At 68.7% G+C, this 22672-nt stretch carries 25 protein-coding genes; 16 read left to right on the top strand and 9 right to left on the bottom strand.

Translation table 11 applies throughout. The features are described from left to right. Nucleotides 1-2 precede the first annotated feature (2 nt). The 10 genes from RSP45_RS15205 (at nucleotide 3) to RSP45_RS15160 (ending at nucleotide 10076) form a co-directional block, all read left to right on the top strand. Nucleotides 3-2312: a hydantoinase B/oxoprolinase family protein gene (locus RSP45_RS15205; RefSeq protein ID WP_415392574.1), complete on the top strand. Its 2310-nt coding sequence runs from the start codon at nucleotides 3-5 to the stop codon at nucleotides 2310-2312. Between the two features lie 55 nt (nucleotides 2313-2367). Next, nucleotides 2368-2871, top strand: a complete 504-nt coding sequence (locus tag RSP45_RS15200) for an acetone carboxylase subunit gamma (RefSeq protein WP_415392573.1) — start codon at nucleotides 2368-2370, stop codon at nucleotides 2869-2871. Nucleotides 2872-2996: 125 nt separating this feature from the next. Then, nucleotides 2997-3410, top strand: a complete 414-nt coding sequence (locus tag RSP45_RS15195; protein WP_415392572.1) for a hypothetical protein — start codon at nucleotides 2997-2999, stop codon at nucleotides 3408-3410. A gap of 167 nt (nucleotides 3411-3577) precedes the next feature. Next, nucleotides 3578-4675 (top strand): NADH:flavin oxidoreductase/NADH oxidase, encoded by a 1098-nt coding sequence (locus tag RSP45_RS15190; protein ID WP_415392571.1) that lies wholly within the window; start codon nucleotides 3578-3580, stop codon nucleotides 4673-4675. A 225-nt stretch (nucleotides 4676-4900) separates the two neighbouring features. Continuing rightward, nucleotides 4901-6301: a cytochrome B6 gene (locus RSP45_RS15185; protein ID WP_415392570.1), complete on the top strand. Its 1401-nt coding sequence runs from the start codon at nucleotides 4901-4903 to the stop codon at nucleotides 6299-6301. 15 nt (nucleotides 6302-6316) lie between these two features. Further along, nucleotides 6317-7033 carry a DUF4142 domain-containing protein gene (locus RSP45_RS15180; protein ID WP_415392569.1) on the top strand — a complete coding sequence of 239 codons (717 nt, stop codon included), beginning with the start codon at nucleotides 6317-6319 and terminating at the stop codon, nucleotides 7031-7033. Between the two features lie 7 nt (nucleotides 7034-7040). Then, the gene (locus RSP45_RS15175) at nucleotides 7041-8327 is read left to right on the top strand and encodes an SDR family oxidoreductase (protein WP_415392568.1); all 1287 of its coding nucleotides are present in this window, start codon (nucleotides 7041-7043) and stop codon (nucleotides 8325-8327) included. Then, entirely contained in the window at nucleotides 8327-8800 is a 474-nt protein-coding gene (locus RSP45_RS15170; protein ID WP_073064036.1) for a DUF2269 family protein, read from the top strand. The genes RSP45_RS15175 and RSP45_RS15170 overlap by 1 nt, the downstream gene beginning before the upstream one ends. 109 nt (nucleotides 8801-8909) lie before the next feature. Further along, nucleotides 8910-9464, top strand: coding sequence for an SWFGD domain-containing protein (locus tag RSP45_RS15165; RefSeq protein WP_415392567.1), 555 nt, complete (start codon nucleotides 8910-8912; stop codon nucleotides 9462-9464). Between the two features lie 204 nt (nucleotides 9465-9668). Continuing rightward, nucleotides 9669-10076 carry a hypothetical protein gene (locus RSP45_RS15160; protein WP_415392566.1) on the top strand — a complete coding sequence of 136 codons (408 nt, stop codon included), beginning with the start codon at nucleotides 9669-9671 and terminating at the stop codon, nucleotides 10074-10076. Between the two features lie 133 nt (nucleotides 10077-10209). Here the strand turns inward: RSP45_RS15160 and RSP45_RS15155 are convergent, their stop codons facing one another. Further along, the gene (locus RSP45_RS15155) at nucleotides 10210-10581 is read right to left on the bottom strand and encodes a hypothetical protein (RefSeq protein ID WP_415392565.1); all 372 of its coding nucleotides are present in this window, start codon (nucleotides 10579-10581) and stop codon (nucleotides 10210-10212) included. Nucleotides 10582-10590: 9 nt separating this feature from the next. Between RSP45_RS15155 and RSP45_RS15150 the strand changes: the two genes are divergently transcribed. Next, complete coding sequence (locus RSP45_RS15150) at nucleotides 10591-11751, top strand: hypothetical protein (protein WP_415392564.1); 1161 nt, start codon at nucleotides 10591-10593, stop codon at nucleotides 11749-11751. Between the two features lie 71 nt (nucleotides 11752-11822). Here RSP45_RS15150 and RSP45_RS15145 read toward each other — a convergent pair whose 3' ends face one another. Together RSP45_RS15145 and RSP45_RS15140 are read right to left on the bottom strand one after the other, a co-directional pair. Then, nucleotides 11823-12569 carry a hypothetical protein gene (locus RSP45_RS15145; RefSeq protein ID WP_415392563.1) on the bottom strand — a complete coding sequence of 249 codons (747 nt, stop codon included), beginning with the start codon at nucleotides 12567-12569 and terminating at the stop codon, nucleotides 11823-11825. A gap of 79 nt (nucleotides 12570-12648) precedes the next feature. Then, a complete protein-coding gene (locus tag RSP45_RS15140) occupies nucleotides 12649-13197 on the bottom strand; it encodes a cysteine hydrolase family protein (RefSeq protein ID WP_415392562.1) in 549 nt (182 codons plus the stop codon). A gap of 214 nt (nucleotides 13198-13411) precedes the next feature. Here RSP45_RS15140 and RSP45_RS15135 point away from each other — a divergent pair, with 214 nt between their 5' ends. The 4 genes from RSP45_RS15135 (at nucleotide 13412) to RSP45_RS15120 (ending at nucleotide 15950) form a co-directional block, all read left to right on the top strand. Continuing rightward, the gene (locus RSP45_RS15135; RefSeq protein WP_415392561.1) at nucleotides 13412-13600 is read left to right on the top strand and encodes a hypothetical protein; all 189 of its coding nucleotides are present in this window, start codon (nucleotides 13412-13414) and stop codon (nucleotides 13598-13600) included. A gap of 209 nt (nucleotides 13601-13809) precedes the next feature. Further along, complete coding sequence (locus RSP45_RS15130) at nucleotides 13810-14934, top strand: sensor histidine kinase (RefSeq protein WP_415392560.1); 1125 nt, start codon at nucleotides 13810-13812, stop codon at nucleotides 14932-14934. Between the two features lie 251 nt (nucleotides 14935-15185). Further along, nucleotides 15186-15359 (top strand): hypothetical protein, encoded by a 174-nt coding sequence (locus RSP45_RS15125; RefSeq protein WP_159435562.1) that lies wholly within the window; start codon nucleotides 15186-15188, stop codon nucleotides 15357-15359. A gap of 111 nt (nucleotides 15360-15470) precedes the next feature. After that, nucleotides 15471-15950 (top strand): sigma-70 family RNA polymerase sigma factor, encoded by a 480-nt coding sequence (locus RSP45_RS15120; RefSeq protein ID WP_073064015.1) that lies wholly within the window; start codon nucleotides 15471-15473, stop codon nucleotides 15948-15950. A gap of 147 nt (nucleotides 15951-16097) precedes the next feature. Here RSP45_RS15120 and RSP45_RS15115 read toward each other — a convergent pair whose 3' ends face one another. Beyond that, nucleotides 16098-16595 (bottom strand): ferritin-like domain-containing protein, encoded by a 498-nt coding sequence (locus RSP45_RS15115; protein WP_415392559.1) that lies wholly within the window; start codon nucleotides 16593-16595, stop codon nucleotides 16098-16100. Between the two features lie 137 nt (nucleotides 16596-16732). Here RSP45_RS15115 and RSP45_RS15110 point away from each other — a divergent pair, with 137 nt between their 5' ends. Then, entirely contained in the window at nucleotides 16733-17278 is a 546-nt protein-coding gene (locus RSP45_RS15110; RefSeq protein WP_415392558.1) for a hypothetical protein, read from the top strand. 96 nt (nucleotides 17279-17374) lie between these two features. On the opposite strand, the gene RSP45_RS15105 is transcribed toward RSP45_RS15110, so the two are convergent. From RSP45_RS15105 to RSP45_RS15085, 5 genes are all read right to left on the bottom strand, one after another. After that, on the bottom strand, nucleotides 17375-18112 hold the full coding sequence (locus tag RSP45_RS15105) for an ABC transporter ATP-binding protein (protein WP_415392557.1): 738 nt from the start codon (nucleotides 18110-18112) through the stop codon (nucleotides 17375-17377). Next, complete coding sequence (locus tag RSP45_RS15100; protein ID WP_415392556.1) at nucleotides 18109-18915, bottom strand: ABC transporter ATP-binding protein; 807 nt, start codon at nucleotides 18913-18915, stop codon at nucleotides 18109-18111. The genes RSP45_RS15105 and RSP45_RS15100 overlap by 4 nt, the downstream gene beginning before the upstream one ends. Further along, complete coding sequence (locus RSP45_RS15095) at nucleotides 18912-20045, bottom strand: branched-chain amino acid ABC transporter permease (RefSeq protein ID WP_415392555.1); 1134 nt, start codon at nucleotides 20043-20045, stop codon at nucleotides 18912-18914. The genes RSP45_RS15100 and RSP45_RS15095 overlap by 4 nt, the downstream gene beginning before the upstream one ends. 4 nt (nucleotides 20046-20049) lie before the next feature. After that, the gene (locus RSP45_RS15090; protein ID WP_073064003.1) at nucleotides 20050-21078 is read right to left on the bottom strand and encodes a branched-chain amino acid ABC transporter permease; all 1029 of its coding nucleotides are present in this window, start codon (nucleotides 21076-21078) and stop codon (nucleotides 20050-20052) included. Between the two features lie 96 nt (nucleotides 21079-21174). Beyond that, complete coding sequence (locus RSP45_RS15085; protein ID WP_303731283.1) at nucleotides 21175-22524, bottom strand: substrate-binding protein; 1350 nt, start codon at nucleotides 22522-22524, stop codon at nucleotides 21175-21177. Nucleotides 22525-22672 lie beyond the last annotated feature (148 nt).

Here is a 22672-nt window from a genome sequence, read left to right as displayed (position 1 = left end):
CAATGAACATCCAAGCCAATTTCGAGGGCATCGTCCGCGGCGGCGAGACCCTGAAACAGCACCGCGACCGGCTGATGGAGGCCACCAAGCGCACCGGCCATTACGCCGGCATCAAAAAGCTGGAACTGCGCGACAGCCAGCCGATCCTGTACAACAAGCTGTTCTCGCGGCTGCGGGCCGGGGTGGTGGACGCCCGCGAGACCGCCAAGAAGATCGCGGCCAGCCCGATCGTGGAGCAGGAAGGCGAGCTTTGCTTCACGCTCTATAACGCGGCGGGGGACGCGATCCTGACCTCGACCGGGATCATCATCCACGTCGGCACCATGGGCGCGGCGATCAAGTACATGATCGAGAACGACTGGGAATCGAACCCCGGCATCAACGACAAGGACATCTTCTGCAACAACGACAACCTGATCGGCAACGTCCATACCTGCGACATCCACACCATCGTGCCGCTGTTCCACGAGGGCAAGCTGATCGGCTGGGTCGGCGGCGTGACGCACGTGATCGACACCGGCTCGGTCGGCCCGGGCTCGATGTCCACGGGACAGGTGCAGCGCTTCGGCGACGGTTATCAGATCACCTGCCGCAAGATCGGCCAGAACGACACGCTGCTGCGCGACTGGCTGCATGAAAGCCAGCGCTCGGTGCGGACCACGCGCTACTGGATGCTGGACGAGCGCACCCGCATTGCCGGCTGCCACATGATCCGTGATCTGGTCGAGCAGGTGATCGCCGACGAAGGCATCGATGCCTATATGAAATTCGCCTATGAATCGATCGAGCACGGTCGGCAGGGCCTGCAGGCCCGCATCAAGGCGATGACCATCCCGGGCAAATATCGCCAGGTCGGTTTCGTCGATGTGCCTTACGAGCACGAGGATGTGCGGGTGCCTTCGGATTTCGCGAAGGTCGACACGATCATGCACACCCCGTCCGAGATCACCATCCGCCCCGACGCAACATGGCGGCTGGACTTCGAGGGCTCGTCCCGTTGGGGCTGGCATACCTACAACGCCCATGCGGTCAGCTTTACCTCGGGTATCTGGGTGATGATGACGCAATCGCTGATCCCGACCGAGATGATCAACGACGGCGCCGCCTACGGGACCGAGTTCCGGTTGCCCAAGGGCACCTGGATGAACCCCGACGACCGCCGGGTGGCCTTCAGCTATTCGTGGCACTTCCTGGTCAGTTCCTGGACCTCGCTGTGGCGCGGGCTGTCACGCAGCTATTTCGGGCGCGGCTATCTGGAGGAGGTGAACGCCGGCAACGCCAATACCTCGAACTGGCTGCAAGGCGGTGGCTTCAACCAGTTTGACGAAGTTCACGCCGTCAACTCGTTCGAATGTGCCGCCAACGGGGTGGGCGCCAGCGCCCACAAGGACGGGATCAGCCACGCCGCAGCCATCTGGAACCCGGAAGGCGACATGGGCGACATGGAAATCTGGGAGCTGGCCGAGCCCCTGATCTATCTGGGGCGCGAGATCAAGGCCTCGTCGGGCGGCGCGGGCAAGTATCGCGGCGGCTGCGGCTTCCAGTCGCTGCGCATGGTCTGGAACGCCAAGGACTGGACGATGTTCTTCATGGGCAACGGCCATATCAGCTCTGACTGGGGTCTGATGGGCGGTTATCCGGCGGCATCAGGCTATCGCTTCGAGGCCCATGACACCAACCTCAAGCAGATCATCGCGGATGGGGGCGAGATCCCGCATGGCGGTGACCACGACCCGGAAAACCCGGTCTGGGACAGCCTGATCCCTGACGCGCTGATCAAGCGCGACAAGCAGGCCATCACCACCGAAGCGATGTTCAAGGATTACGATCTTTACCTGAACTACATGCGCGGTGGTCCTGGCTTTGGCGACCCGCTGGACCGCGTTCCCCAAAGCGTGGCCGACGATGTGAACGGCGGCTATCTGATCGAGCGTTTTGCGAACTCGGTCTATGGCGTCAAGCTGGTCAAGGGCGAAGACGGGCTGTTCGGCGTAGATGAGGCCGGAACCGAGGCACGCCGCGCGGAAATCCGCAAGCAGCGGCTGGCCCGCGCGGTTCCGACCCGCGACTGGATGGCCGGCGAACGCGAACGCATCCTGGCCAAGGACGCCGGCGTCCACGTCCAGCAGATGTTCGCCGCCAGCTTCAAGCTGGGGCCGCGCTTCGAGGAAAGCTTCCGCAAGTTCTGGGACCTGCCCGCCGACTGGCAGCTGCAGGAGGCCGACCTGCCGATCCCCTCCTACGGGCGCGAATACTCGATGGACATCTCGGAACTGCCGGATGTCCGCACGGTCAAGTTCGTCGACGAGTGATGCCGCGTGCCGCCCCTGGCGGGCGGCACCCCCTTGAACCCGAAAGGAAATCACGATGGCTTACACAAAGAACAAGATCCGGGACCTGGTGGAAGGCACCATCGACCGCGACACCCTGCACACCATGCTGTCCACCCCCAAGGACAAGGAGCGGTTCGAGATCTACCTGGAAATCCTGCAGGAACAGGTGCCGTGGGACGACCGCATCATCCTGCCGCTGGGGCCCAAGCTGTTCATCGTCCAGCGCAAGTCGGACAGGAAATGGGTGGTGAAAAGCCTGGCCGGGCATGAGTTCTGCGACTGGCGCGACAACTGGAAACTGCACGCGGTGATGCATGTCCGCGAAACCGACGCAGAGATGGAGGAGCTTTATCCCCGGCTGATGGCCCCCACCACCAGCTGGCAGGTGATCCGCGAATACTACTGCCCGCTGTCCGGCGACCTGCTGGATGTCGAGGCGCCGACCCCGTGGTATCCGGTGATCCACGATTTCGAGCCCGACATCGACAGCTTCTATCAGGACTGGCTGGGGCTGGAACTGCCCGAACGCGCCGCCTGAGCCGCTGCCCCCCGCATCAGATGCCGCGCCCGGTCCCCGCCGGGCGCGGCCGCTGCATTCGGTCACGGTTGACCTGCCGGCCCGGTTTCGTCACCTTGCCCGCGAGAAAAACGAACGAGGTCAACATGCGCGCCGTCGCCGCCGCCACCGCCATCGCCCTGCTGACCGCGCTGCCGGCCGGGGCCGAGACCCGGGGCTTCATCGGCTTCAACTGGAGCTTCGACAGCTACGGCTCGACCCCGGAAGGGGTGCTGGGCATCGCCAAGATCCGGCTGGATTCCGATGGGGACGCGCGCGGGGCGAAAGCCTCGGTGCATCTGCCGCTGGCCGACGGGCTGTCCTTCGGCAGCGCCAAGCTGGTGGGCGTGCGCGGCAAGAGCGACCGGATGATCGAGGCCGGGGTCGGCTGGTCGGCCGCGACCGGCTCGGTCATCGGCACCGCCGGGCTCTGGGCGCCCTACGTGGACGCGGGGCTGGACTTCGACCTGTCCGGCGTGCGCGGCTATGGCGGCATCAACAGCCTGAAGGAGTGGGACTGATCTCTGCCGCCCGAGCGGGGACCAGCCTGCGTTCGGCCGGGCTTTCCAAGGCCGGGTTTTGTGGGGATCGGTCGCATATGACGGGCTGCGCCGCGGGCCGGGCTTGACCTCGCGGTCGCATCGGGACCACATCCCCCCTGCCCCACCCCCGCCTGAAGGAGAGCCCGATGCCCCGTCTGTTCACCCCGCTTGCGGTCGGCGGCCTGCAGCTTTCCAACCGCATCGTCATCGCGCCGATGTGCCAGTATTCGGCCGAGGACGGCTGCACCACCGACTGGCACCTGATCCATCTGGGCCAGCTGGCGCTGTCCGGCGCGGCGCTGCTGACCATCGAGGCCACCGCCGTCCTGCCCGAGGGCCGCATCTCCTACGCCGATGTCGGGCTGTGGGACGACCGGACCGAATCGGCGCTGGCCCGCACGCTGGAGGGCGTGCGCCGCTGGTCCGACATGCCCATCGCCATCCAGCTGGCCCATGCCGGGCGCAAGGCCTCGACCGACCTGCCGTGGCTGGGCGGCAGGCAGATCGCGCCCGATCATCCGAACGGCTGGCAAACGGTCGCTCCCAGCGCCGCGGCGTTCCAGGACGGCGAGATCCCCCCCCATGCGCTGGACCGCGCCGGGCTCGACCGGGTGCGCGACGCCTTTGCCGCCGCCGCCGCGCGCGCCGGGCGGCTGGGGCTGGACGCGGTGCAGATCCACGCCGCCCATGGCTATCTGCTGCACGAGTTCCTGTCGCCGTTGTCGAACCTGCGCGACGACGACTATGGCGGCAGCCTGGAAAACCGGATGCGCTTCCCGCTTGAGGTGTTCGAGGCCGTCCGCGCCGCCTTTCCCGCCGAACGCCCGGTCTCGGTCCGCGTCTCCGGCACCGATTGGGTCGAGGGCGGCTGGGACATCGCCCAGACAGTGGCCTTTGCGCAGGCGCTGGAGGCAAGGGGCTGCGCCGCGATCCACGTCTCCAGCGGCGGGCTGGACCCGCGCCAGCAGATCCCGGTCGGGCCGGGCTATCAGGTGCCGCTGGCCCGCGCCGTGAAACAGGCGGTAGGCATCCCGGTGGTCGCGGTCGGCCTGATCACCGGCTACGACCAGGCCGAGGCCATCGTCGTCACCGGCGACGCCGACCTGGTGGCGCTGGCCCGCACGGTGCTTTACGACCCGCGCTGGCCCTGGCACGCCGCCGCGCATCTGGGCGCCAGCGTCAAGGCCGCGCCGCAATACCTGCGCTGCCAGCCCCGGCAATTCCGCGAGCTGTTCGAGGCATAGGGGCGCCGCGGCTCCAACCGGGCCGTGAGGCCGCTGCAAACCGACCGATACTGACATGTCCGGGACGCCCGCCGGGGTGCGAGATCCGCCGGGTCGCGGGGGGCGCAGTCGTCATTGCCCCACCGGGCCACGGCGCCGCCCCGGCCACCGCCAACTAACCCACAGTCGACATGGGAACAATCCGCCCCGCCGCCGGTTACCGCGTCCCAGCAAAAGGAGGATGCCATGCCGGTCCATCGTGCCCTGGCCCCGATCTGCGCGGCGTTGTTGGCCGGCGCGCAGCCCCTGCCCGCCGCCGCCGATCCCTTGCCACCGGACACCACCTATCGTCCGCTGCCGGTGATGCCCCCCTCTCGCGCCCGCGTCATCGACGAGGCGCAGAAGCCCGCCGTCATGGCCCGCCAGCGCGAGCTGCTGGACAGCCGCTACGACCTCGCGGACCGGCCCCTGCCGGGGGCGATGATGTCGGGCGGAACCAAGCCGGTGCAAGAGGGGGTGCGCGTGCGCCTGCCCGACGGGCAGGACTGGGACTCGCTGGCCGCCATGACCCCGGCCGAGATCCGCGACGGCGACCTGCTGCCGCAGGGCTTCCTGCCGCTGCCGCATGTCAAGCAGGCCACCGGCGGACAGGTGTTCCCGCAAAACCAGATCGACCGGATCGCCGCGCAGGAACAGCGCGACCTGCGCCGCTTCGACGTCGATTTCGACCTGCCCGACCATCTGACGCCCGAGTTCCCGCCGCCGATCTTCCTGACCACCCAGCCGCATCTGGGCGATGTGTCACGCGGCGAGCTGCTGACCATCCGCAACTATTACGAGATCATGAACGGGCTGGTCACCCCCGTGCAGATGGAAGGGCTGCGCCTGCTGCTGACCCCGTTCCCGCAGGAAGAGTTCAACCAGACCGAGGACCGCAAGGTCGGCGACCCCTCGCTGGGGGTTGCCTGCCTCGACTGCCATTCCAACTTCCACAGCAACGCGGCGTTTCACCAGACCCCGGACGTGCGCCCGCAGGCCAGCCGCTTCCGGCTGGACACGACCAGCCTGCGCGGCATGTTCAACCAGCAGATCCACGGCTCGAAACGCTCGCTGCGCTCGATCGAGGATTTCACCGAGTTCGAGCAGCGCACCGCCTATTTCAACGGCGACCACGTCAGCGCCACCCGCAAGGGCGTGCATCTGCCCGACCGCGCCAACCAGGTGGCGATGATGGCGCAGATGCAGAACATCATCGACTTTCCCCCCGCCCCCAAGCTGGACCCGTTCGGGCGGCTGGACCCCACGCTCGCGACCGAGCAGGAACTGGCCGGCGAGGCGGTCTTCATGGGCAAGGGCCGCTGCGCGGAATGCCACAACCCGCAGACTGCCTTCATGGACAACCAGATGCACGACCTGAAGCTGGAGCGGTTCTACAAGCCCGGGCAGGTCCATAATGACATGGCGACGCTGCCGGACGGGCCGATCAAGACCTTCACCCTGCGCGGCATCAAGGATTCGCCGCCCTATCTGCACGACGGCCGCCTGATGACGCTGGCCGACACGGTCGAGTTCTTCAACCTGGTGCTGGGGACGGGGCTGAGCGGCGACGAGAAAGAGGCGCTGACCGCCTATCTGCTGACGCTTTAGGAAAGGATGGACATCATGTTCCCCAGGATGATCGCGGCGGGGTGGGTGCTGCTGGCGGCCCCGGCGCTGGCCCAGATCGGCAACCCCGGCAATCTGGCCCCCGACACGGCGATGCAGGACGCGGCCACCCCGGCGCCGCATCAGCGCAACGCCCACGACACCTTGTCCTATCAGCTGCTGGCCGCCGGCGGCATGGCCGAGGTGGCGCTGGCGCAGCTGGCGCTGGACCGCGCCGGCTCGGACGAGGTGCGCGGCTTTGCCGAGATGATGGTGCGCGACCACTCCGACGCCAACCAGCGGCTGGCCGCGCTGGCCGAGGACGCGAACGTGCCCCTGCCCGAAGGGCCGGACCCCGAGCATCAGGCGATGCAGGTGCGGCTGGCCGGGCTCGAGGGCAGTGATTTCGACCTGGCTTATATCCGCGGCCAGATCACCGACCACCAGAAGACCGTGCAGCTGCTGTCGGCCGAGGTGACCGGCGGGCAGGACGCCGAGCTTCAGCGCCTTGCGGCCGAGCTGCTGCCGGTGGTGCAGGGGCATCTCGACCACGCCCGCGATATCCACGCGCGGCTGGCCGGCATTTCCCCGGCCGTGTCCCCCGCACCCGTGGCGCGTCCCGACCCTGCCGCGACCCCCGACACCGCCGCTTCTCCTGCCCCCGGCGCTTCTCCCGACCCCGCCGCGGCTTCGCCAGCGCCCCCTGCGGCGCCGGCGGCGCCCGAGACGCCCTGAGCCCACCATGAAGCTGCTGGTCACAGGGGCAAGCGGGCTGATCGGGCAAAGCGTCTGCACCCGGCTGGCGGCAGACGGGCACGAGGTCTGGGGCGCCACCCGCGGCGCCCCGCGCCCCGGGCAAGGGGCGGTCGCGGGCTGGCTGCGCATGGATTTCACCCGCCCCGATCCCGCGGGCTGGCGCGCGCAACTGCAGGGGTTCGAGGCGGTGGTGAACTGCGTCGGCGTCCTGCAGGACAGCCCGCGCGAGGATACCGCCGCCGCCCATGACAGCGGCGCCGAGGCGCTGTTTCGCGCCTGCGCCGAGGCGGGCGTGCGCCGCGTCCTGCATTTCTCGGCCATCGGGGTCGACCGCCACCAGCTGTCGGGGTTTTCGGCCAGCAAGCTGGCGGGGGATCGGGCGCTGATGGCGCTGGATCTGGACTGGGTGATCCTGCGCCCCTCGGTGGTGCTGGGCGGCCCGGTCTATGGCGCCAGCGCCCTGATCCGCGGGCTGGCGGCGCTGCCGCTGCTGCCGGTGATGCCCGCGACCGGCCCGCTGCAGGTGGTGGCGCTGGAGGACGTGGCCGAGACCGTGGCCTTTCTGATCCGCCCCGAGGCCCCTGCCCGGCTGGTGCTGGAGCTTGCCGGCCCGGAACGCCTGTCCTTTGCCGAGGTGGTGGCGCGGCATCGCGCCTGGCTGGGCTGGCGCCCGGCGCGGCGGATCGGGGTGCCGGGGTGGCTGGCGGGGCTGCTTTATCGGCTGGGCGATGCGGCGGCGCGGCTGGGCTGGCGCCCGCCCCTGCGCAGCACCGCCCGGCGCGAGATCACCCAGGGCGCGGTCGGCGATCCCGCCCCGTGGATGGAGGCGACGGGGATCTTTCCGCTGAGCCTGTCCGAGGCGCTGGCCCGGCGCCCGGTCTCGGTGCAGGAACGCTGGTTCGCGCCGCTCTATGTCATCCAGCCGGTGCTGATGGTGGTGCTGGTGCTGTTCTGGACGCTCACGGCGGTGATCTCGCTGACCACCGGCTATCACAACGGGGTCGAGCTGATGCACCGCGCCGGCACCGGGCCGCTGGCTGGGCCGGGGGTGGTGGCCGGGGCGCTGGCCGATCTGGCGGTCGGGCTGTCGATCGCCTGGCGCCCCAGCGCGCGGCGCGGGCTGTGGGCCGCAATCGCGCTGTCGGCGTTCTACATAGTCTCCGGCACCCTGCTGCTGCCCGAGCTGTGGAACGAGCCGCTGGGGCCGCTGCTGAAGATTTGGCCGATCCTGATGGCGCATTTCGTCGCGCTGGCCATCCTGGACGAACGCTGATGCTGTATTACGCGCTGAAATACCTGCATGTCATCGGCGCCTCGGTGCTGCTGGGGACGGGGGCGGGCATCGCCTTCTTCATGCTGCTGGCGCATTGGACCGGCAGCAAGCCGCTGATCGCCGGGGTGGCGCGCATCGTGGTGATCGCGGATTTCCTGTTCACCGCCACCGCGGTGGTGGCGCAGCCGGTCACCGGGCTCGCGCTGGTCTGGGTGATGGGCTACGGGCTGGGCGAGCACTGGATCGTGCTGTCGATCCTGCTTTACATCGTCACCGGGGCGTTCTGGCTGCCGGTGGTGTGGATCCAGATGCAGATGCGCGACATGGCCCAGGCGGCGCTGCGCGACGGCACCGAACTGCCCGCCCGCTACCACCGCCTGTTCCGGGTCTGGTTCGTCTTCGGCTTTCCGGCGTTCTTCGCGGTGCTGGGGATCCTGTGGCTGATGATCGCCCGCCCGGCCCAGATCTGGTAGGTGGGCCGCGATTTTCGCGCCCCCACGCAGGAACAATCCGCCCCGCTTCCGGTTGTCCGCCCCCGCCATCGCCGATGGCAGGGATCAATCCGTGACACAGGAGGACAGCATGGCAGATCGCTGGAGGGATGACGAGCGCAGCCGCTGGGACGAAAACCGCAACCGCGGCAGCTACGGCAGCGCGTCCAGCAGCCGCTACCGCGAGGGCTATGGCTCGCAGGGCCAGGGCCGCGTGGCCCGTCAGGAGGATTACTGGCGCGCCGGCCAGGGCAGCCTGTCCCGCAATACCGGCAGCTACGGGGGCTCGTCCGGCAGCCGGGATTACGACCGGGGGTATGGCGCGGGCTACTCGGGCTCTTCGAACTATGCGGGCCGCGCCGGGCGCGACACCGACTATGGCTCGGGCTATCGCGGCTATCGCAGCTATGACGATGACGACCGCCGCAGCGGCTATCGCAGCGGGGATTACCGCAGCGGCGACTATCGCAGCGGCGACCGCGGCTGGATGGAACGCGCGGGCGACGAGGTGGCGTCCTGGTTCGGCGACGACGAGGCCGAGCGCCGCCGCCGCATGGACGAGCTGCGCGACGACGACGACCGCCGCGGCGCTTATTCCCGCAGCGGCTACAACCGGATGGGCGGGCGCTACCGCGACGACTGGTAAGGCGCCACAAGCGCGCCCGCCACAGGTGACGGGCAAGGGGCCGGATTGCCGCGGGGCGATCCGGCCCCTTTTGCGTCCCGCCCCTTCCGATTCCCGGCCGGCGGCGGGGAACCGCGGCCGGGCCGGCGCGCTTTCCCCCTGTCGGCGAAACGGGCGGGTGCGGGTGCCCGCCCGCCGCCCCCGGTATGAAGAAGGAGCGGGATCTTGCGGAGTCTGGAGCGGGGGAATGGCAACCGCGCCGCCGCACAGCCGGCAGGCGAGATCACCGAACCCGACCCCGGCATCTCGCCGCCGCTCGCCGGCCACAAGGGCGCGAGCCCCTGCCCTATGGTCCCCGCCGCCGGGCTCGGGGACATCCGGTTCCAGTCGCCGCCCGTCCCCCTGCCCGCGCCCACGGCTGGAAGCCTGGAACAGATCATCCGCGCCATGCTGGCCGAGGCGCGCCCGGCGCTGCAGGACCCGGCTGCGGCCGAGCGGCTGGTGGCCGCGGTGCTGGAACGCGCGATCCGCAGCTGCCGGCGCGGCGAACTGGGTGAGGCGGCGCTCGAGCAGCCGGGCCCATGGCTTTTCCGGTTGCTCGCGCAGGAAATCCAGCGCCGATATCCGGGCTGACTCGGGCACCAGTCGGGCGGTGGGGCGGCACGCGGTTCCCCCCCTGCTCCGGCGCCCGCAAGACGCGCGGAAAAATCCCGCCCGTCCCCGGCTTCGCCGCTTTTCTTCTGGAACATTTGCCTCCGCCGCCGGTTCAGGGCGCCCACAGCATGGAGGCGACCACATGGCACGCGAAGCAGAGCCATCCGGGAAAAAGAAGGATGGCGATCAGCCGGGCGACACCGCGCAGGGCAGCGCGACCCAGGGAAGCACGGCTTCGGGGAACCAGGACCAGACCCAGGGCCAGGGCAGCCAGAGCCAGTCGGGTCAGGGTCAGGGTCAGTCGGGTCAGGGTCAATCGGCCCAGGGGCAGTCGGGCCAGTTCGGCCAGAAACCGGCCGCCGGAACCCAGACGCGGAGTGCCGTCCAGGGGCAAGGCGCGCGGTCGCAGAACGACGACACCGATGATGACGACGATGACGATGGCGACATCGCCAATGATGGCTTCGCGCAGCTGCGGGCGCATCACGGCACCTTGCGCGCCCTGCTGGGCGAAGCCTCGAAGGTGACCGACGGCGAAGAGGCCGAGGAGCTGCTGGACCGCCTGTCCTCGGCCTGGGCCCGCCACGCCGCGGCGCATGAGCTGCTGTACGAATCCGCGACCGACGCCGGGCTGCGCGAGTTCCCGGCGCTGAACGAGACCGCCATCGACGGCGATCTGGTGTCGTTCCTGCTGCGCGCCGGAGAGCAGCTTTACGGCCCCATGGCGCTGGCCGCGCTGCGGGTCGCCGCACGGCTGATCGGCGAGATCATCGAACGCGAGGAGAAGCCCCGCAGCGGGCTTCTTGCAAAGGCAAAGGCGGCCGGGGTCGACCCGGCGGCCCTGGGCAGGGACCTCGGTTCCTACCTTACGGCGCCATCCCGACGGGGTGGCATGAGATCGCCGCGTCTGCGGCACCTTACGGCAATTCAGGAGGACAACATGCCGAGGAATTCGAACATGCCTGAGCGCGACGAATACGGACGTTTCGTCAGCGACGACGATCGTGGGGGCCGGGGTCGCAGCTCTGGCCGGGACAGCGACGACCGCGAACGCGACAGCCGCGGCCGCTTCATGAGCGACGACGACCGTGGCGGTCGCGGGCGCAGTTCCGGCCGCGACAGCGACGACCGTGAACGCGACAGCCGCGGCCGTTTCATGAGCGACGATGACCGTGGCGGACGCTCGCGCTCGTCGCGCCGGGACGACGACGACGACCGCCGCTATTCCTCGCGCGGGCGCGACGACGATGACGACCGCGGCTATTCGCGCGACCGTGGGCAAGGCGGCTGGTTCGGCGACCCCCGCGGCCATTCGGAAGCCGCTCGGCTTGGCTGGGAACATCGCCGCGACGATGACGACGACGATTACGGCCGCGGCCGCTCGCGCTCGTCCAGCCGCTACGATGACGACGACCGCCGTTATTCCTCGTCCTCGCGCGGTGGGCGTGATCGCGACGACGACCGCGGCTATTCGCGCGACCGCGGGCAAGGCGGCTGGTTCGGCGACTCCCGCGGCCATTCGGAAGCCGCGCGGCTTGGCTGGGAGCATCGCCGCGACGATGACGACGACGATTACGGCCGCGGCCGCTCGCGCTCGTCCAGCCGCTACGATGACGACGACGACCGCCGTTCGTCCTCGCGCGGCCGCCGCTGACCGACCCGGACGACGACAGGCAGAAAGGGGGCCGCGAGGCCCCCTTTTTCATGCGCCCGCCGTGGGGGCGGTCAGCAGGGGCGCGACAGTTTCTGCCGATGCCACAGCCGCTCGATCAGCATGACCAGCAGCGCCCCCACCTCGGCTTCAGAGCCGAGCGGCGGCACATAGGCCAGCGCCTGCACCATCGCCTCGGCCAGCAGGTCGTCGGCCAGCGCCGCATCCGGCACCAGCACCCGCGCCATCGCCCGCAGCCCCGGCACCATCTCGATCAGCGACATTCCGGGGCCGGACAGGTCCGGGGTGACCGGCAGGCCCGAGCGGAAGATCGCCACATGCAGCAGCACCGCCGAGGCCAGCGCCTCGGGCCCGTCCTCGCTGTGGACGCAGCTGCCGGCAGGGTAATGTTCAAGGCAGCGTTCCGGGTGGTCGGTGAAGATCACGAAGGGAACCCCCGTCGCCTGCAACCGCCGCGCCAGGGGGTTCGGGTCGCCCAGGTTCACCACCGCGGCGTCGAGTTCCAGCACCGCCGCGCCGCCCGGCTGGCCGTTCACCGCAGACAGCCCGCCTTCAGTCTTCGCGCCTCCGGCACTAGGCGCGCAGCGGGCGCGCAGCGGCAGCGGCGGCATGCCCTGCCCTGCCCCGTCACCGGGCGGCAGCACCTCGACCGCCGCACCGGCCTCGCGCAGATAGGCGGCAAGCGAGGCGCTGCCCGCATCCTCCCACAGCGCCAGCCGCAGCCCGGACAGGTCGCTGGCGCGGTAGTAATGGCTCAGCCCCGCCGGGATTGCAGAGGGGGCAGCCGGGCGATGGGTCATGGTCGCGCTCCGTCACATGTGGCTGGCCGCGGGGGCGGGACGCCCGGCGGCCGCTGGCCGGTCGGGGGGCGCCTGCCCCTCATACCGGCCAGCTGTCGAGGATTTCGTCAAAGGGCGCGGTCTCGATCTGCTGGGACAGCCGGGTGCGAAACAGCGTCATCGCCGCGTCATGGCCGGTGTCGGTGGACGAGCACACCCCGTCGCTGACCAGCACCACCCGGTAGCCCAGGTCCACCGCCCCCATGACGGTGGCCATGACGCAGATGTCGGTCTCTCCTCCGGTCATCACCAGCGTGTTGATTCCGGCGCCGCGCAGGAAATGATGCAGCCGCCCGTCGTGCCAGGGCGAATACACCGGTTTGTCGATCACCCGCGCCGGCGGCACATGGCCGGCCAGCTCGGGCAGCAGCTCCAGCCAGCTGGGGTCCAGCCGCTCGCGCAGCATCTCGGGCCATTCGGCGTAATAGCGCGCCCAGGCGCCGCCGGTCTGGGCATGGCTGGCCGGGGGGACAAAGCGGGTGAACACGGTGCGCTCGGTCCGCGCGGCCACCAGATGCGCCACCACGGGGCGGACCTTTTCGATCCACGGGATCGCCCAGGGCGAACCGGCGCCGAACAGCCTTTGCATGTCTATGCAAAGATGCGCCGCCTCATCGCCCAGGGGGCCGAATCTCAGGGTGTCCTGCATGTATGTCCGCCGGGTCGGAATGGTCGGGGGATCGGGATGATCTGGGGGACGAACCGGAATCCGGCAGGTTTCGTTCCGCTGCCGCCGAATTATTGGAACATCGGACAGGCTGGCCGGTTGGAGGGTCCGCATCGAGCACGAGGAGGATGCCCCGATGAACCAGAACAACCAGAACAATGACAAGAAGGGCCAGGGCCAAGGCGGCCAGGGCGGCGGTGGCGGTCAGGGCGGCGGCAAAGGTGGCGGCCAGGGCGGTCAGGGCGGCGGCCAGGGCGGCGGTCAAGGCGGCCAGGGTGGCGGCCAGGGCGGCGGCCGCAAGGACGACGATCAGCGCCGCGGCTGATTCCTGCCCAAAGCGGTGACCGCAAGGTCATCGCCCCTCACGATCGTGGTTTTCCGCTTCTGGCCGGGCGGTTACCGCGCTATCATCCGGTTGCGCTCGAACGTCCCGACGGATGTGCCTCGCACCGGATCCGGCCCCGTCTTCCAAAGCCTGCATTCCGTGATGCGTCGCATCCCCCGGGAAAAGGGTGTTCAGCGAAGGGGGGACGGATGGCCGGTTTGCACTTTCTGGACGGCGGCGGCGAGATGGCGCAGGCCATCCGGGCCAAGGACTGGTCCGCACATGAGCTGGGCCCCCCCGAGGGCTGGCCCTCGGCGCTCAAGGTCACGCTGGGCATGGCGCTGAACTCGAAGTTCCCGAAATGCCTGGTCTGGGGCCCCGGTCTGGTCACGCTTTACAACGACGCCTTCCGCCCCATCCTGGGGGACAAGGGCGATGTACTGGGCGGCTCGTTCGCCGAGATCTGGCACGAGGTCTGGGACGAGGTCGGTCCCATCGCCGCGCGCGCCTTTGCCGGCGAGGCGACCTTTATCGAGGACTTCCCCCTGACCATCGACCGCTACGGCTACCCCGAGCCCTGCAACTTCACCTTTTGCTACAGCCCGATCCGGGACGAGAACGGCGTGGTGCGCGGCATGATGGACACGGTGATCGAAACCACCCGCACGGTCGAGACCGCCCGCCAGCTGCAACTGCGCAACAGCGAGCTGGCGCACCGGATCAAGAACACGCTGACCGTGGTGTCCGCGATCGTCAACCAGACCCTGCAAAGCCACGAGGGCCCGGACGCCGGCGACCACCTGCGCCAGCGGATCGGCGCGCTGGCCCATGCGCAGACCCTGCTGACCCGGGCGCAGGTCCAGAACGCCCGCATGGGCGAGGTCGTGCTCGAGGCGCTCAAGCCCTTCCGCAGCGGCCAGGGCCGGTTCCACATCGACGGCCCCGCCGTCGGCGTCAGCGCCAAGCAGGCCCTGACCCTGGCGCTGGCCATCAACGAGCTGGCGACCAACGCCCTGAAATACGGGGCGCTGTCGGCGCCCGAGGGGCGGGTCGAGCTGCGCTGGACCGCCGGCCGCCCGGGCAGCGACGACGACTTCACCCTGGTCTGGACCGAAACCGGCGGCCCGCCGCCCAAGCCGCCCGCCGGCCGCGGCTTCGGCTCGCTGATCATCGAGGAGGTGCTGCCCGAGGATTTCATGGGCGAAAGCACCATCTCGCATGATGCGCCGGGGCTGTGCTGCCGGCTGCGGACCCGGATGCGCCACCTGGGCACCTCGGGGCCGGATGACGCCGGCGACGATCACGGCAAACACCCCCGTTCCGCCAGCATGTAAGGGGGCGCGGGACCGCGCCGGACCGGCGGGATACGGCCGCCGCCGCCGGTCCGCGCAAGGGCGTCGGAACAACTGCGCGCCGGGCAGGTTGTCGGGCCGTCCGCGTCCCGGCGGGCAGGCCCCATGGGAAAGATTGATTTGTTTTCGGATTTTGTTGTCACAGGGGCGGAAAATCTGATGCGGACGGGCTGCCCCTGAGGAACGGGTTCGACTAGACTGGCCCTGCTGACGACAGAGACATGGAGTTCCCGATGGCCAACAGCGACTGCGGCCCGGTTGTCGATCCCGAGCTGGACAAGGCCCTGTCCGAGCTGCTGGCACAGACGGCGAAAGAGCCGATCTCGCCCCGGCTGCGCGAACTGGCGCAGCAGCTCGAGGCGGCGCTTGCCCAGGCGCGCGAGCGGCGGGGCCGCGACGCCTCCTGACGCACCCCGGCCAGTTTTCGCCAAACCCGCCCCCGCGGCGATTTCCGGCGGAACCGCCTGCGCGCCCCGGCATTGAGCCTCCGATACACTCGGACTTGCAGGGGAGCGCCCATGTCGGACGATATTCTCGGATATATCCCGGCGCTCCGCGCCTATTCGCGCGCCCTGTGCCGGTCGGTCCCGGATGCCGAGGACCTGGTTCAGGAAACCCTGCTTCGCGCCATCGAGAACGTGCACCAGTACCGCCCCGGCACCAACATGCGGGCCTGGCTGTTCACCATCATGCGCAACCGTTTCCTGACCAACTGCCGCAAGTCGGCGCGCGAGCGGACGGGGGCGGCGGATTGCGTGTCAAGCTCGGTGCGGGTGCAGGTGAAGCCGGGGCAGGACTGGCACATGCAGGCACGCGAGATGCAGGCGGCGCTGCGCGAGATGCCCCCCCATTACCGCGAGGCGATCGTGCTGGTCGGCGCCCTGGGCGAGAGCTATCTGGACGCCGCGCGCATCCTTGGCTGCGACATCGGCACCATCAAGAGCCGGGTGAACCGCGCCCGGCACATCCTTCAGGACCGGCTGGAACCGGCGCTGTAGGCGGCCGGGGGACGCAGCGCCTTCGAAAAGACAGCCCCTTGAAAATGACAAGGGCGGCCCACCGGCCGCCCCTTTTCGCATCCGCCCCGACCGGCCCCGCCCGGCGGCCGCCCGGCGGCCGCCGGACAAAGCCGCCGGGTGCAGGCGTCAGGCGGGCGCCGCCGCCTCGACGTTCGCCTCGCTCTCGGCGATCTCGGTCAGCAGTTCGTCGGTGTCGGATTCCTCGGTCAGCGTCTCGTCCAGCAGCGCGGCGGCATCGTCCAGCCCCAGCTGCCGCGCCCATTGCCGCAGCGTGCCATAGCGGGCGATCTCGTAATGCTCGACCGCCTGCGCCGCCGCGATCAGCCCGGCGTCCAGCGCCGGCGAGCCCTTGAAGGCCGCCATCACCTCTTCGCCCTCTTCGATGATGCCGTCGATGGCCGGGCAAGTCTTGCCGCGGGGGGACTTGCCGATGATGTCGAACACCTGCCGCAGGCGCTCGACATGGGTTTCCGTCTGGTCGCGGTGCTTTTCGAAGGCCTGGCGCAGATGATCCGACTGCGCGCCGCGCGCCATCTTGGGCAGCGCCTTCAGGATCTGGCGCTCGGCGTAATAGATGTCCTTCAGCGTGTCGTGGAACAGGTCGTCAAGAACCTTGTCGGGCATTGGATTTCTCCCTTCCGTTGGCGCCGGCGGGGGCCGGCGTCGGTTTCGCGGGGGCTGAACCGGCACGCCCGGGGAATGTTCCCGGGAACATTCCGCCCCGCCGCGGATTGCCGTCTTTTGAGGCAAGGGAAGAACCGATGACCCGTCCGATCGCGATGGCACGTTTCGACCGCGGCTGGCCGCTGGCCGGGGGTGCCGCCACGGTGCTGTCGGTGCTGGTGCTGGGGCTGGCCGCGATGGCAGCCGGCCTGCCGTTCTGGATGCCGCTGAACGCCACCAGCCACGCGCTGCACGGCCCCGAGGCCGGGCAGTTCGCCGGGCTCGACCTCGCGCATACCGGGGTTGGCGCCGTGATCCATGTCGCCGCCTGCTTCTTCTGGGCGGCGGTGGCGGTGCTGATGCTGCGCGCCGCCGAACGGGGCAGCCCGATGCTGGCCTGGGCGGCAGGGCTGGCCACCGGCGCGCTGGCCGGGGTGGTGGATTACGCGCTGATGCCCGCCCGCCTGACCCCGGGGTGGGAACTGGTGCTGCCCGCCGCCGGGGTGATGGCGGGGCTGGCCGCGATGGGCGTGGGCATCGCGCTGGGGCTGCGGGCCGCGCATGTGCCCGACACCCCCGCCCACCTGCACGCCACGCCGCCGCCCACCGCCGCCGACCAACCCGGCATCGTCCACGAGGACTGACGCAGGCAGGCCCCTGCCCGCGCCAGCTGCTTCTTTCTGGCCCAAATACCCATGCTGCGGCGACGCAAACCCCTCGCCGCAGCCCCGGGGCCCGGCCTAGATCGCCAGATAGCGGTTGCGCAGATCGGCGTCGTCCAGCAGCTCCTGCGCCGAGCCGGTGAACACCAGCTCGCCGGAATCGAGGATCACCGCCCGGTCCGCCAGCCGCAGCGCCGCCACCGCGTTCTGTTCCACGATGATGGTGGTGATGCCGCGGGCCTTGATGTCCTGCACGATATGCTCGATCTCGCGCACGATCACCGGGGCCAGCCCTTCATAGGGCTCGTCCAGCAGCAGCAGCTTGACCTCGCGCGCCAGCGCCCGGGCGACCGACAGCATCTGCTGCTCGCCCCCCGACAGGGTGACGCCCTCCTGGTTGCGGCGCTCGGCCAGGCGCGGGAAATGCTCGTAGATCTGGGCGATCTCCCAGCCCTTGTTGGGGGCGACCTGCGACAGGATCAGGTTTTCCTCGACGGTCATGCCGGGGATGATGCGGCGGTCCTCGGGGACCAGCTGGATGCCCGCCTGGCTGGCCTGCCAGGATTTCATCTGGTGGACCGGCTGCCCCTCCAGCCAGATTTCCCCGCGCATCACCGCCGGGTTGTCGGCCCGGGCGATGGCGCGCATGGTCGAGGTCTTGCCGGCGCCGTTGCGGCCCAGCAGGGCCAGCACCTCGCCCTTGCGCAGCTCGAGGCTGACGCCCTGCACGATGTAGCTTTCGCCGTAATAGGCATGGACGTCGCGCAGCGCGAAGAACGCATCCGGCGCCGGGCCGGTCACTGGTGCCGCATTCATTCCGCCGCCCCCCCGAGATAGGCTTCCTGCACTCTGGGGTCCTCCTTGATGTCCTGCGGCAGGCCCGAGGCGATGATCCGCCCCTGCGCCAGCACCGAGATCTTGTCGGCCAGCGAGAACACCACATGCATGTCGTGTTCGATGATGACCTTGGTCATGCCGCGCAGCTTGATCTTCTTCAGCAGCTCGATGGTGGTGTTGGTGTCGTGGCGCGACATGCCGGCGGTGGGTTCGTCCAGCAGCAGCAGCCGCGGATGCTGGATCAGGCACATGCACAGCTCCAGCCGCCGCTTGTCGCCCCGCGACAGCGCGCCGGAATGGTCGTCGCGCCGGTCCCACATGCCGAAATCGTTCAGCAGGCTTTCGGCCTCTTCCCGGATCTCGGCTTCGCGGGCGGTGGTGCGGAACATGTTCAGCCGGAAGGCCCCGTCGCGGCGGGCGAAGGCCGGGGCCATGACATTGTGCAGCACCGACAGGTCGGCGAAGATCTCGGGCGTCTGGAACACCCGGGAAATCCCCAGCTGGTTGATCTCGTGCGGGGCCTTGCCGGTCAGCACGGTGCCGTCGAACACCACCGCCCCCGAGGTCGGCGCGATCCGCCCGATGATCACGTTCAGCAGGGTGGACTTGCCCGCGCCGTTCGGCCCGATGATCGCGTGGGTCTTGCCCTCTTCGATCTGCAGGTCGATGTCGGACAGCGCGCGCAGCCCGCCGAAGTTCTTGATCACGTCCGCGGCGTGCAGGACGATGTTCTTGCCGTTCGCGGCCGTGCCGGCCGCTGCGTTTTCGCTCGTCACGCTCATTTCCCGCCAGCCTCCGGTTTGGTGCCGCGCCCGCGCCGGAACCGCGCGACCAGCTTCAGATAGCCCTCGACCAGCCCGCCGGGCAGGAACACCACGATCAGCACGAACAGCAGCCCCAAGGTCAGGTGCCAGCCCTCGCCCACGAACTTGGACAGCACGGTGACGGCGACGTTCTGCACCCCGTCAGGCAGGAAATCGAAGGCCGCGTTCAGCATGTTCTTGTTGATGGCCGAGAAGATGTTCTCGAAATACTCGATCACCCAGGCGCCGATCACCGGGCCGATCAGCGTGCCCACCCCGCCCAGGATGGTCATCAGCACAATGTTGCCCGATTCCGTCCAGCGCATCCGTTCCGCCCCGGCGATGGGGTCGGTGACCGACAGCAGCCCGCCGGCCAGCCCCGCGAACATGCCAGAAATCACGAAGGCCGCCAGCATATAGGGCCGGATGTTGAAGCCGGTATAGATCATCCTCGTCTGGTTCGACTTGATCCCCCGCAGCGCCAGCCCGAAGGGCGAGGCAAAGATCTTCTGCGAGATGAAGAAGGCCAGGATCAGCAGCGCCGCACAGATGTAGAAGCCGAAATAGCCGCTGACGGTGTTGCCCAGCAGCGCCGGCGTCGGCAGCCCGGCGCCCCCCACGGTCCCGGCCCCCAGCGCCGCGTCGATCACCCGCGGGTCGTTGCGGGCCAGCAGCAGCCCGGTTTCGCCGTTGGTGATCGGGGTCAGCACCGAATAGGCCAAGCTGTAGCACATTTGCGCGAATGCCAGCGTCAGGATCGAGAAATAGATCCCCGTCCGCCGCAGGCTGAAGAACCCGATCACCAGCGCGAACACCCCCGCCAGCAGCGTCGAGAAGATCAGCGCCGGCACGATGTCCATGGTCAGCAGCTTGAACGACCAAACCGCGGTATAGGAACCGACGCCCAGGAAGGCGGCGTGACCGAAGGACAGATAGCCGGTCAGTCCGAACAGGATGTTGAAGCCGATGGCAAAGATCGCATAGATCGCGAATTTCTGCATCAGCCCCGGATATGCGGCGCCCAGCGGCGCCAGCCAGATCGGCATGGTGACGACGACCAGGGCAAAGATCGCCAGCTTGATCTGGTCCTTGCGGGAAAGATGGAACATCGGATCAGCCCTCCATCACGCCGCGCCGGCCCATCAGGCCGCGGGGCCGCACCAGCAGGATCACCACCGCCACCAGATAGATGATCACCTGGTCGATGCCAGGGATCAGCGACTTCACCTCGGTCATCGAGGCGAAGCTTTGCAGGATGCCCAGCAGGAACCCGGCCAGCACCGCGCCCGGCAGCGAGCCCATGCCGCCCACCACGACGACGACGAAGCTGAGCACCAGGAAATCCATGCCGATCTGGTAGTTCGGCGGCAGCAGCGGCGTGTACATCGCCCCCGCCACCCCGGCGACCACGGCCGCGAGGCCGAAGACCACGGTGAAGCGCTTGTCGATGTTGATGCCCAGCAGCCCCACCGCCTCGCGGTCAGCCATGCCGGCACGCACCACCATCCCGAAGGTGGTGAAGCGCAGGAAGGCGAACACCGCCGCGATCACCCCCAGCGAGAACATCAGATAGATCATCCGCCACCACGGATAGGTCAGGGTATTCGGCTCCATCCCCAGCCAGCGGCCGATGTCGGCGGCCGAGCGCAGGTCCGAGGGGATCGGCTGCGGCCAGGGGTTGGGGCCGTAGATGCTTTTCACGATCTCGCCGATGACGATGGCCAGGCCGAAGGTCACCAGGATCTGTTCCGCATGGGTGCGCTTGTAGAAATGCTTGATCAGCCCGCGCTCCATCCCGATGCCGATGGCCAGCATCACCGGGATGGTCAGCAGGATCGAGAACGGCACCGAGTAATCGACCAGGAACAGCCCGAAATCGCCCAGCCAGTCCTGGACGATGGGGGCGCGCACCTCGAGCGGCTGCCCCCAGGGCGACAGCTGCGTCGGGTCGGTGGTGACCTTTTCGATGGTGATCAGATAGCGGAAGGTCACCGCCATGAAGCAGCCCAGCATGAACAGGGCGCCATGCGCGAAATTGACCACGCCCAAGGTGCCGAAAACCAGGGTGAGCCCCAATGCGATCAACGCATAGGCCCCCCCCTTGTCCAGCCCATTGAGCAGCTGCGCGAGAAACGCGTTCATTTTCCCCCCTGCGGGTCAGACCCCGGTATTTTCTTGTGATTGGTGACGGCAGGGCCCGGCCCGCTGACGCGCGCCGGGCCCCGGATCACTGCGCGATCAGCACTGGTTGGGCTCGTAGGGGCCCAGCTCGCCGCCGAAGATCGCGGGGTCATAGGTGACGTCTTCGCGCGCCGAGCGGCCGATCACGTTCAGCACGTCGAACTTGCTGGTGGGGGCGTCGTTGCCGCGCACGACCAGCACTTCCTTGAAGCACTGGTGATCGCTGTCGCGATACAGCGTCGGGCCGTTGCCCATGCCGTCGAACTCGTGGCCTTCCAGCGCCTTGATGACCTCGGGCGGATAGAAGGACCCGGCGCGTTCCACCGCATCGGCGTAAAGGATGGCCTGCACATAGCCGGTATGGGCCGACTGCGAGGGCGGCGCGCCGTAAGCCTCGCCGTAGGATTTGGTAAAGGCCTTGGTGCCCTCGTCCTCAAGCGCCCAGTGCCAGTTCGAGGTGCCGATGATGCCCTTGACCGCCTCGCCCGCGCCCACGGCCATCAGCTCCGAGAACATTGGCACCACGATCTCGAAGTTCTTGCCGTTGGCCTGGCGGTCGCGCAGCCCGAACTGCACCGCCTGCGGCAGCGAGTTCACCATGTCGTGGCCGTAGTGGTTCAGGATCAGCACGTCGGCGCCCGAGTTCAGCACCGGGGTCAGGTATTGCGAATAATCACCCAGCCCCAGCGGCGTGCGCACGGTGGCGACGGTTTCCCAGCCCAGCGCCTCGGTGGCGTTCTTGATCGATTCTTCCTGCGTCCAGCCCCAGGTGTAGTCGGCGGTCAGGTGATAGGCGCGGCGGTCGCGGCCATAGGCCTCGGCCAGATGCGGGGCGATGGCGACGCCCGACTGATAGGCGTTGAAGAAATGCCGGAACCCGTAGCGGCGCTTGTCCTTGCCGGTGGTGTCGTTGGAATGGGTCAGCCCCGCCATGTAGATCACGCCGCGTTCCTGGCACAGCGACTGCACCGCGATCGCCTCGCCCGAGGTCACGGACCCGGTGACCATGATGGCGCCGTCACGCTCGATCATCCGGCGCGCGCCGTCGCGGGCGGCGTCGGTGTTGGTCTGGGTGTCGCCGGACACGAAGGCGACCTTCTGCCCCAGCACCCCGTTGCCCTTGAGGCTGAGCGGCTTGAGCGTGTTGAGCAGCCCGCCGTCGCCCTCGCCGTTGATGTGCTTGACCGCCAGCTCGTAGCCCTTGAGCTGGTCCAGCCCCTCTTCGGCATAGGATCCGGTCTGCGGCACGTTGAAGCCGAACACGATCTTGCCGCTGGCGGTGGGGTCGTTGCAGAAGTTCTGCGCCCATGCGCCGCGGGTGAAGAACATCGGCGAGGCCAGCGTCGCCGCCGCCCCCGCCCCCATGGTGCGCAGCAGCCCGCGCCGGTTGATGATCAGTTTCGACATTTCATTCCTCCCTGGTGCGACTTTTTGTCATTGTTACTTGCATCAAGAGGACATGGATGGAACGATTTCAATAAGAACCTGATTGCAAACAGTTTTTTTGTAAACCATCAAACGATTTACAAGAAATCCTGTCAATGATTGACTCAGG

Source organism: Paracoccus sp. SJTW-4, from assembly GCF_047716885.1.
Classification (GTDB): domain Bacteria; phylum Pseudomonadota; class Alphaproteobacteria; order Rhodobacterales; family Rhodobacteraceae; genus Paracoccus; species Paracoccus solventivorans.
Note: the sequence above shows the minus strand (reverse complement) of the source record. Positions and strands in the feature narration are given on the sequence as shown.

Excerpts from the sequence above, each read along its gene's own strand:
- RSP45_RS15195 (WP_415392572.1), top strand. The coding sequence starts at position 2,997 with ATGCGCGCCGTCGCCGCCGCCACCGCCATCGCCCTGCTGACCGCGCTG.
- RSP45_RS15100 (WP_415392556.1), bottom strand. The coding sequence starts at position 18,915 with ATGAGCGTGACGAGCGAAAACGCAGCGGCCGGCACGGCCGCGAACGGC.
- RSP45_RS15130 (WP_415392560.1), top strand. The coding sequence starts at position 13,810 with ATGGCCGGTTTGCACTTTCTGGACGGCGGCGGCGAGATGGCGCAGGCC.
- RSP45_RS15155 (WP_415392565.1), bottom strand. The coding sequence starts at position 10,581 with ATGCGCCCGCAGCTGCGCGAAGCCATCATTGGCGATGTCGCCATCGTC.
- RSP45_RS15205 (WP_415392574.1), top strand. The coding sequence starts at position 3 with ATGAACATCCAAGCCAATTTCGAGGGCATCGTCCGCGGCGGCGAGACC.
- RSP45_RS15190 (WP_415392571.1), top strand. The coding sequence starts at position 3,578 with ATGCCCCGTCTGTTCACCCCGCTTGCGGTCGGCGGCCTGCAGCTTTCC.
- RSP45_RS15095 (WP_415392555.1), bottom strand. The coding sequence starts at position 20,045 with ATGTTCCATCTTTCCCGCAAGGACCAGATCAAGCTGGCGATCTTTGCC.
- RSP45_RS15135 (WP_415392561.1), top strand. The coding sequence starts at position 13,412 with ATGAACCAGAACAACCAGAACAATGACAAGAAGGGCCAGGGCCAAGGC.
- RSP45_RS15145 (WP_415392563.1), bottom strand. The coding sequence starts at position 12,569 with ATGACCCATCGCCCGGCTGCCCCCTCTGCAATCCCGGCGGGGCTGAGC.
- RSP45_RS15165 (WP_415392567.1), top strand. The coding sequence starts at position 8,910 with ATGGCAGATCGCTGGAGGGATGACGAGCGCAGCCGCTGGGACGAAAAC.
- RSP45_RS15170 (WP_073064036.1), top strand. The coding sequence starts at position 8,327 with ATGCTGTATTACGCGCTGAAATACCTGCATGTCATCGGCGCCTCGGTG.
- RSP45_RS15115 (WP_415392559.1), bottom strand. The coding sequence starts at position 16,595 with ATGCCCGACAAGGTTCTTGACGACCTGTTCCACGACACGCTGAAGGAC.
- RSP45_RS15105 (WP_415392557.1), bottom strand. The coding sequence starts at position 18,112 with ATGAATGCGGCACCAGTGACCGGCCCGGCGCCGGATGCGTTCTTCGCG.
- RSP45_RS15125 (WP_159435562.1), top strand. The coding sequence starts at position 15,186 with ATGGCCAACAGCGACTGCGGCCCGGTTGTCGATCCCGAGCTGGACAAG.
- RSP45_RS15140 (WP_415392562.1), bottom strand. The coding sequence starts at position 13,197 with ATGCAAAGGCTGTTCGGCGCCGGTTCGCCCTGGGCGATCCCGTGGATC.
- RSP45_RS15090 (WP_073064003.1), bottom strand. The coding sequence starts at position 21,078 with ATGAACGCGTTTCTCGCGCAGCTGCTCAATGGGCTGGACAAGGGGGGG.
- RSP45_RS15185 (WP_415392570.1), top strand. The coding sequence starts at position 4,901 with ATGCCGGTCCATCGTGCCCTGGCCCCGATCTGCGCGGCGTTGTTGGCC.
- RSP45_RS15085 (WP_303731283.1), bottom strand. The coding sequence starts at position 22,524 with ATGTCGAAACTGATCATCAACCGGCGCGGGCTGCTGCGCACCATGGGG.
- RSP45_RS15200 (WP_415392573.1), top strand. The coding sequence starts at position 2,368 with ATGGCTTACACAAAGAACAAGATCCGGGACCTGGTGGAAGGCACCATC.
- RSP45_RS15110 (WP_415392558.1), top strand. The coding sequence starts at position 16,733 with ATGACCCGTCCGATCGCGATGGCACGTTTCGACCGCGGCTGGCCGCTG.
- RSP45_RS15175 (WP_415392568.1), top strand. The coding sequence starts at position 7,041 with ATGAAGCTGCTGGTCACAGGGGCAAGCGGGCTGATCGGGCAAAGCGTC.
- RSP45_RS15180 (WP_415392569.1), top strand. The coding sequence starts at position 6,317 with ATGTTCCCCAGGATGATCGCGGCGGGGTGGGTGCTGCTGGCGGCCCCG.
- RSP45_RS15120 (WP_073064015.1), top strand. The coding sequence starts at position 15,471 with ATGTCGGACGATATTCTCGGATATATCCCGGCGCTCCGCGCCTATTCG.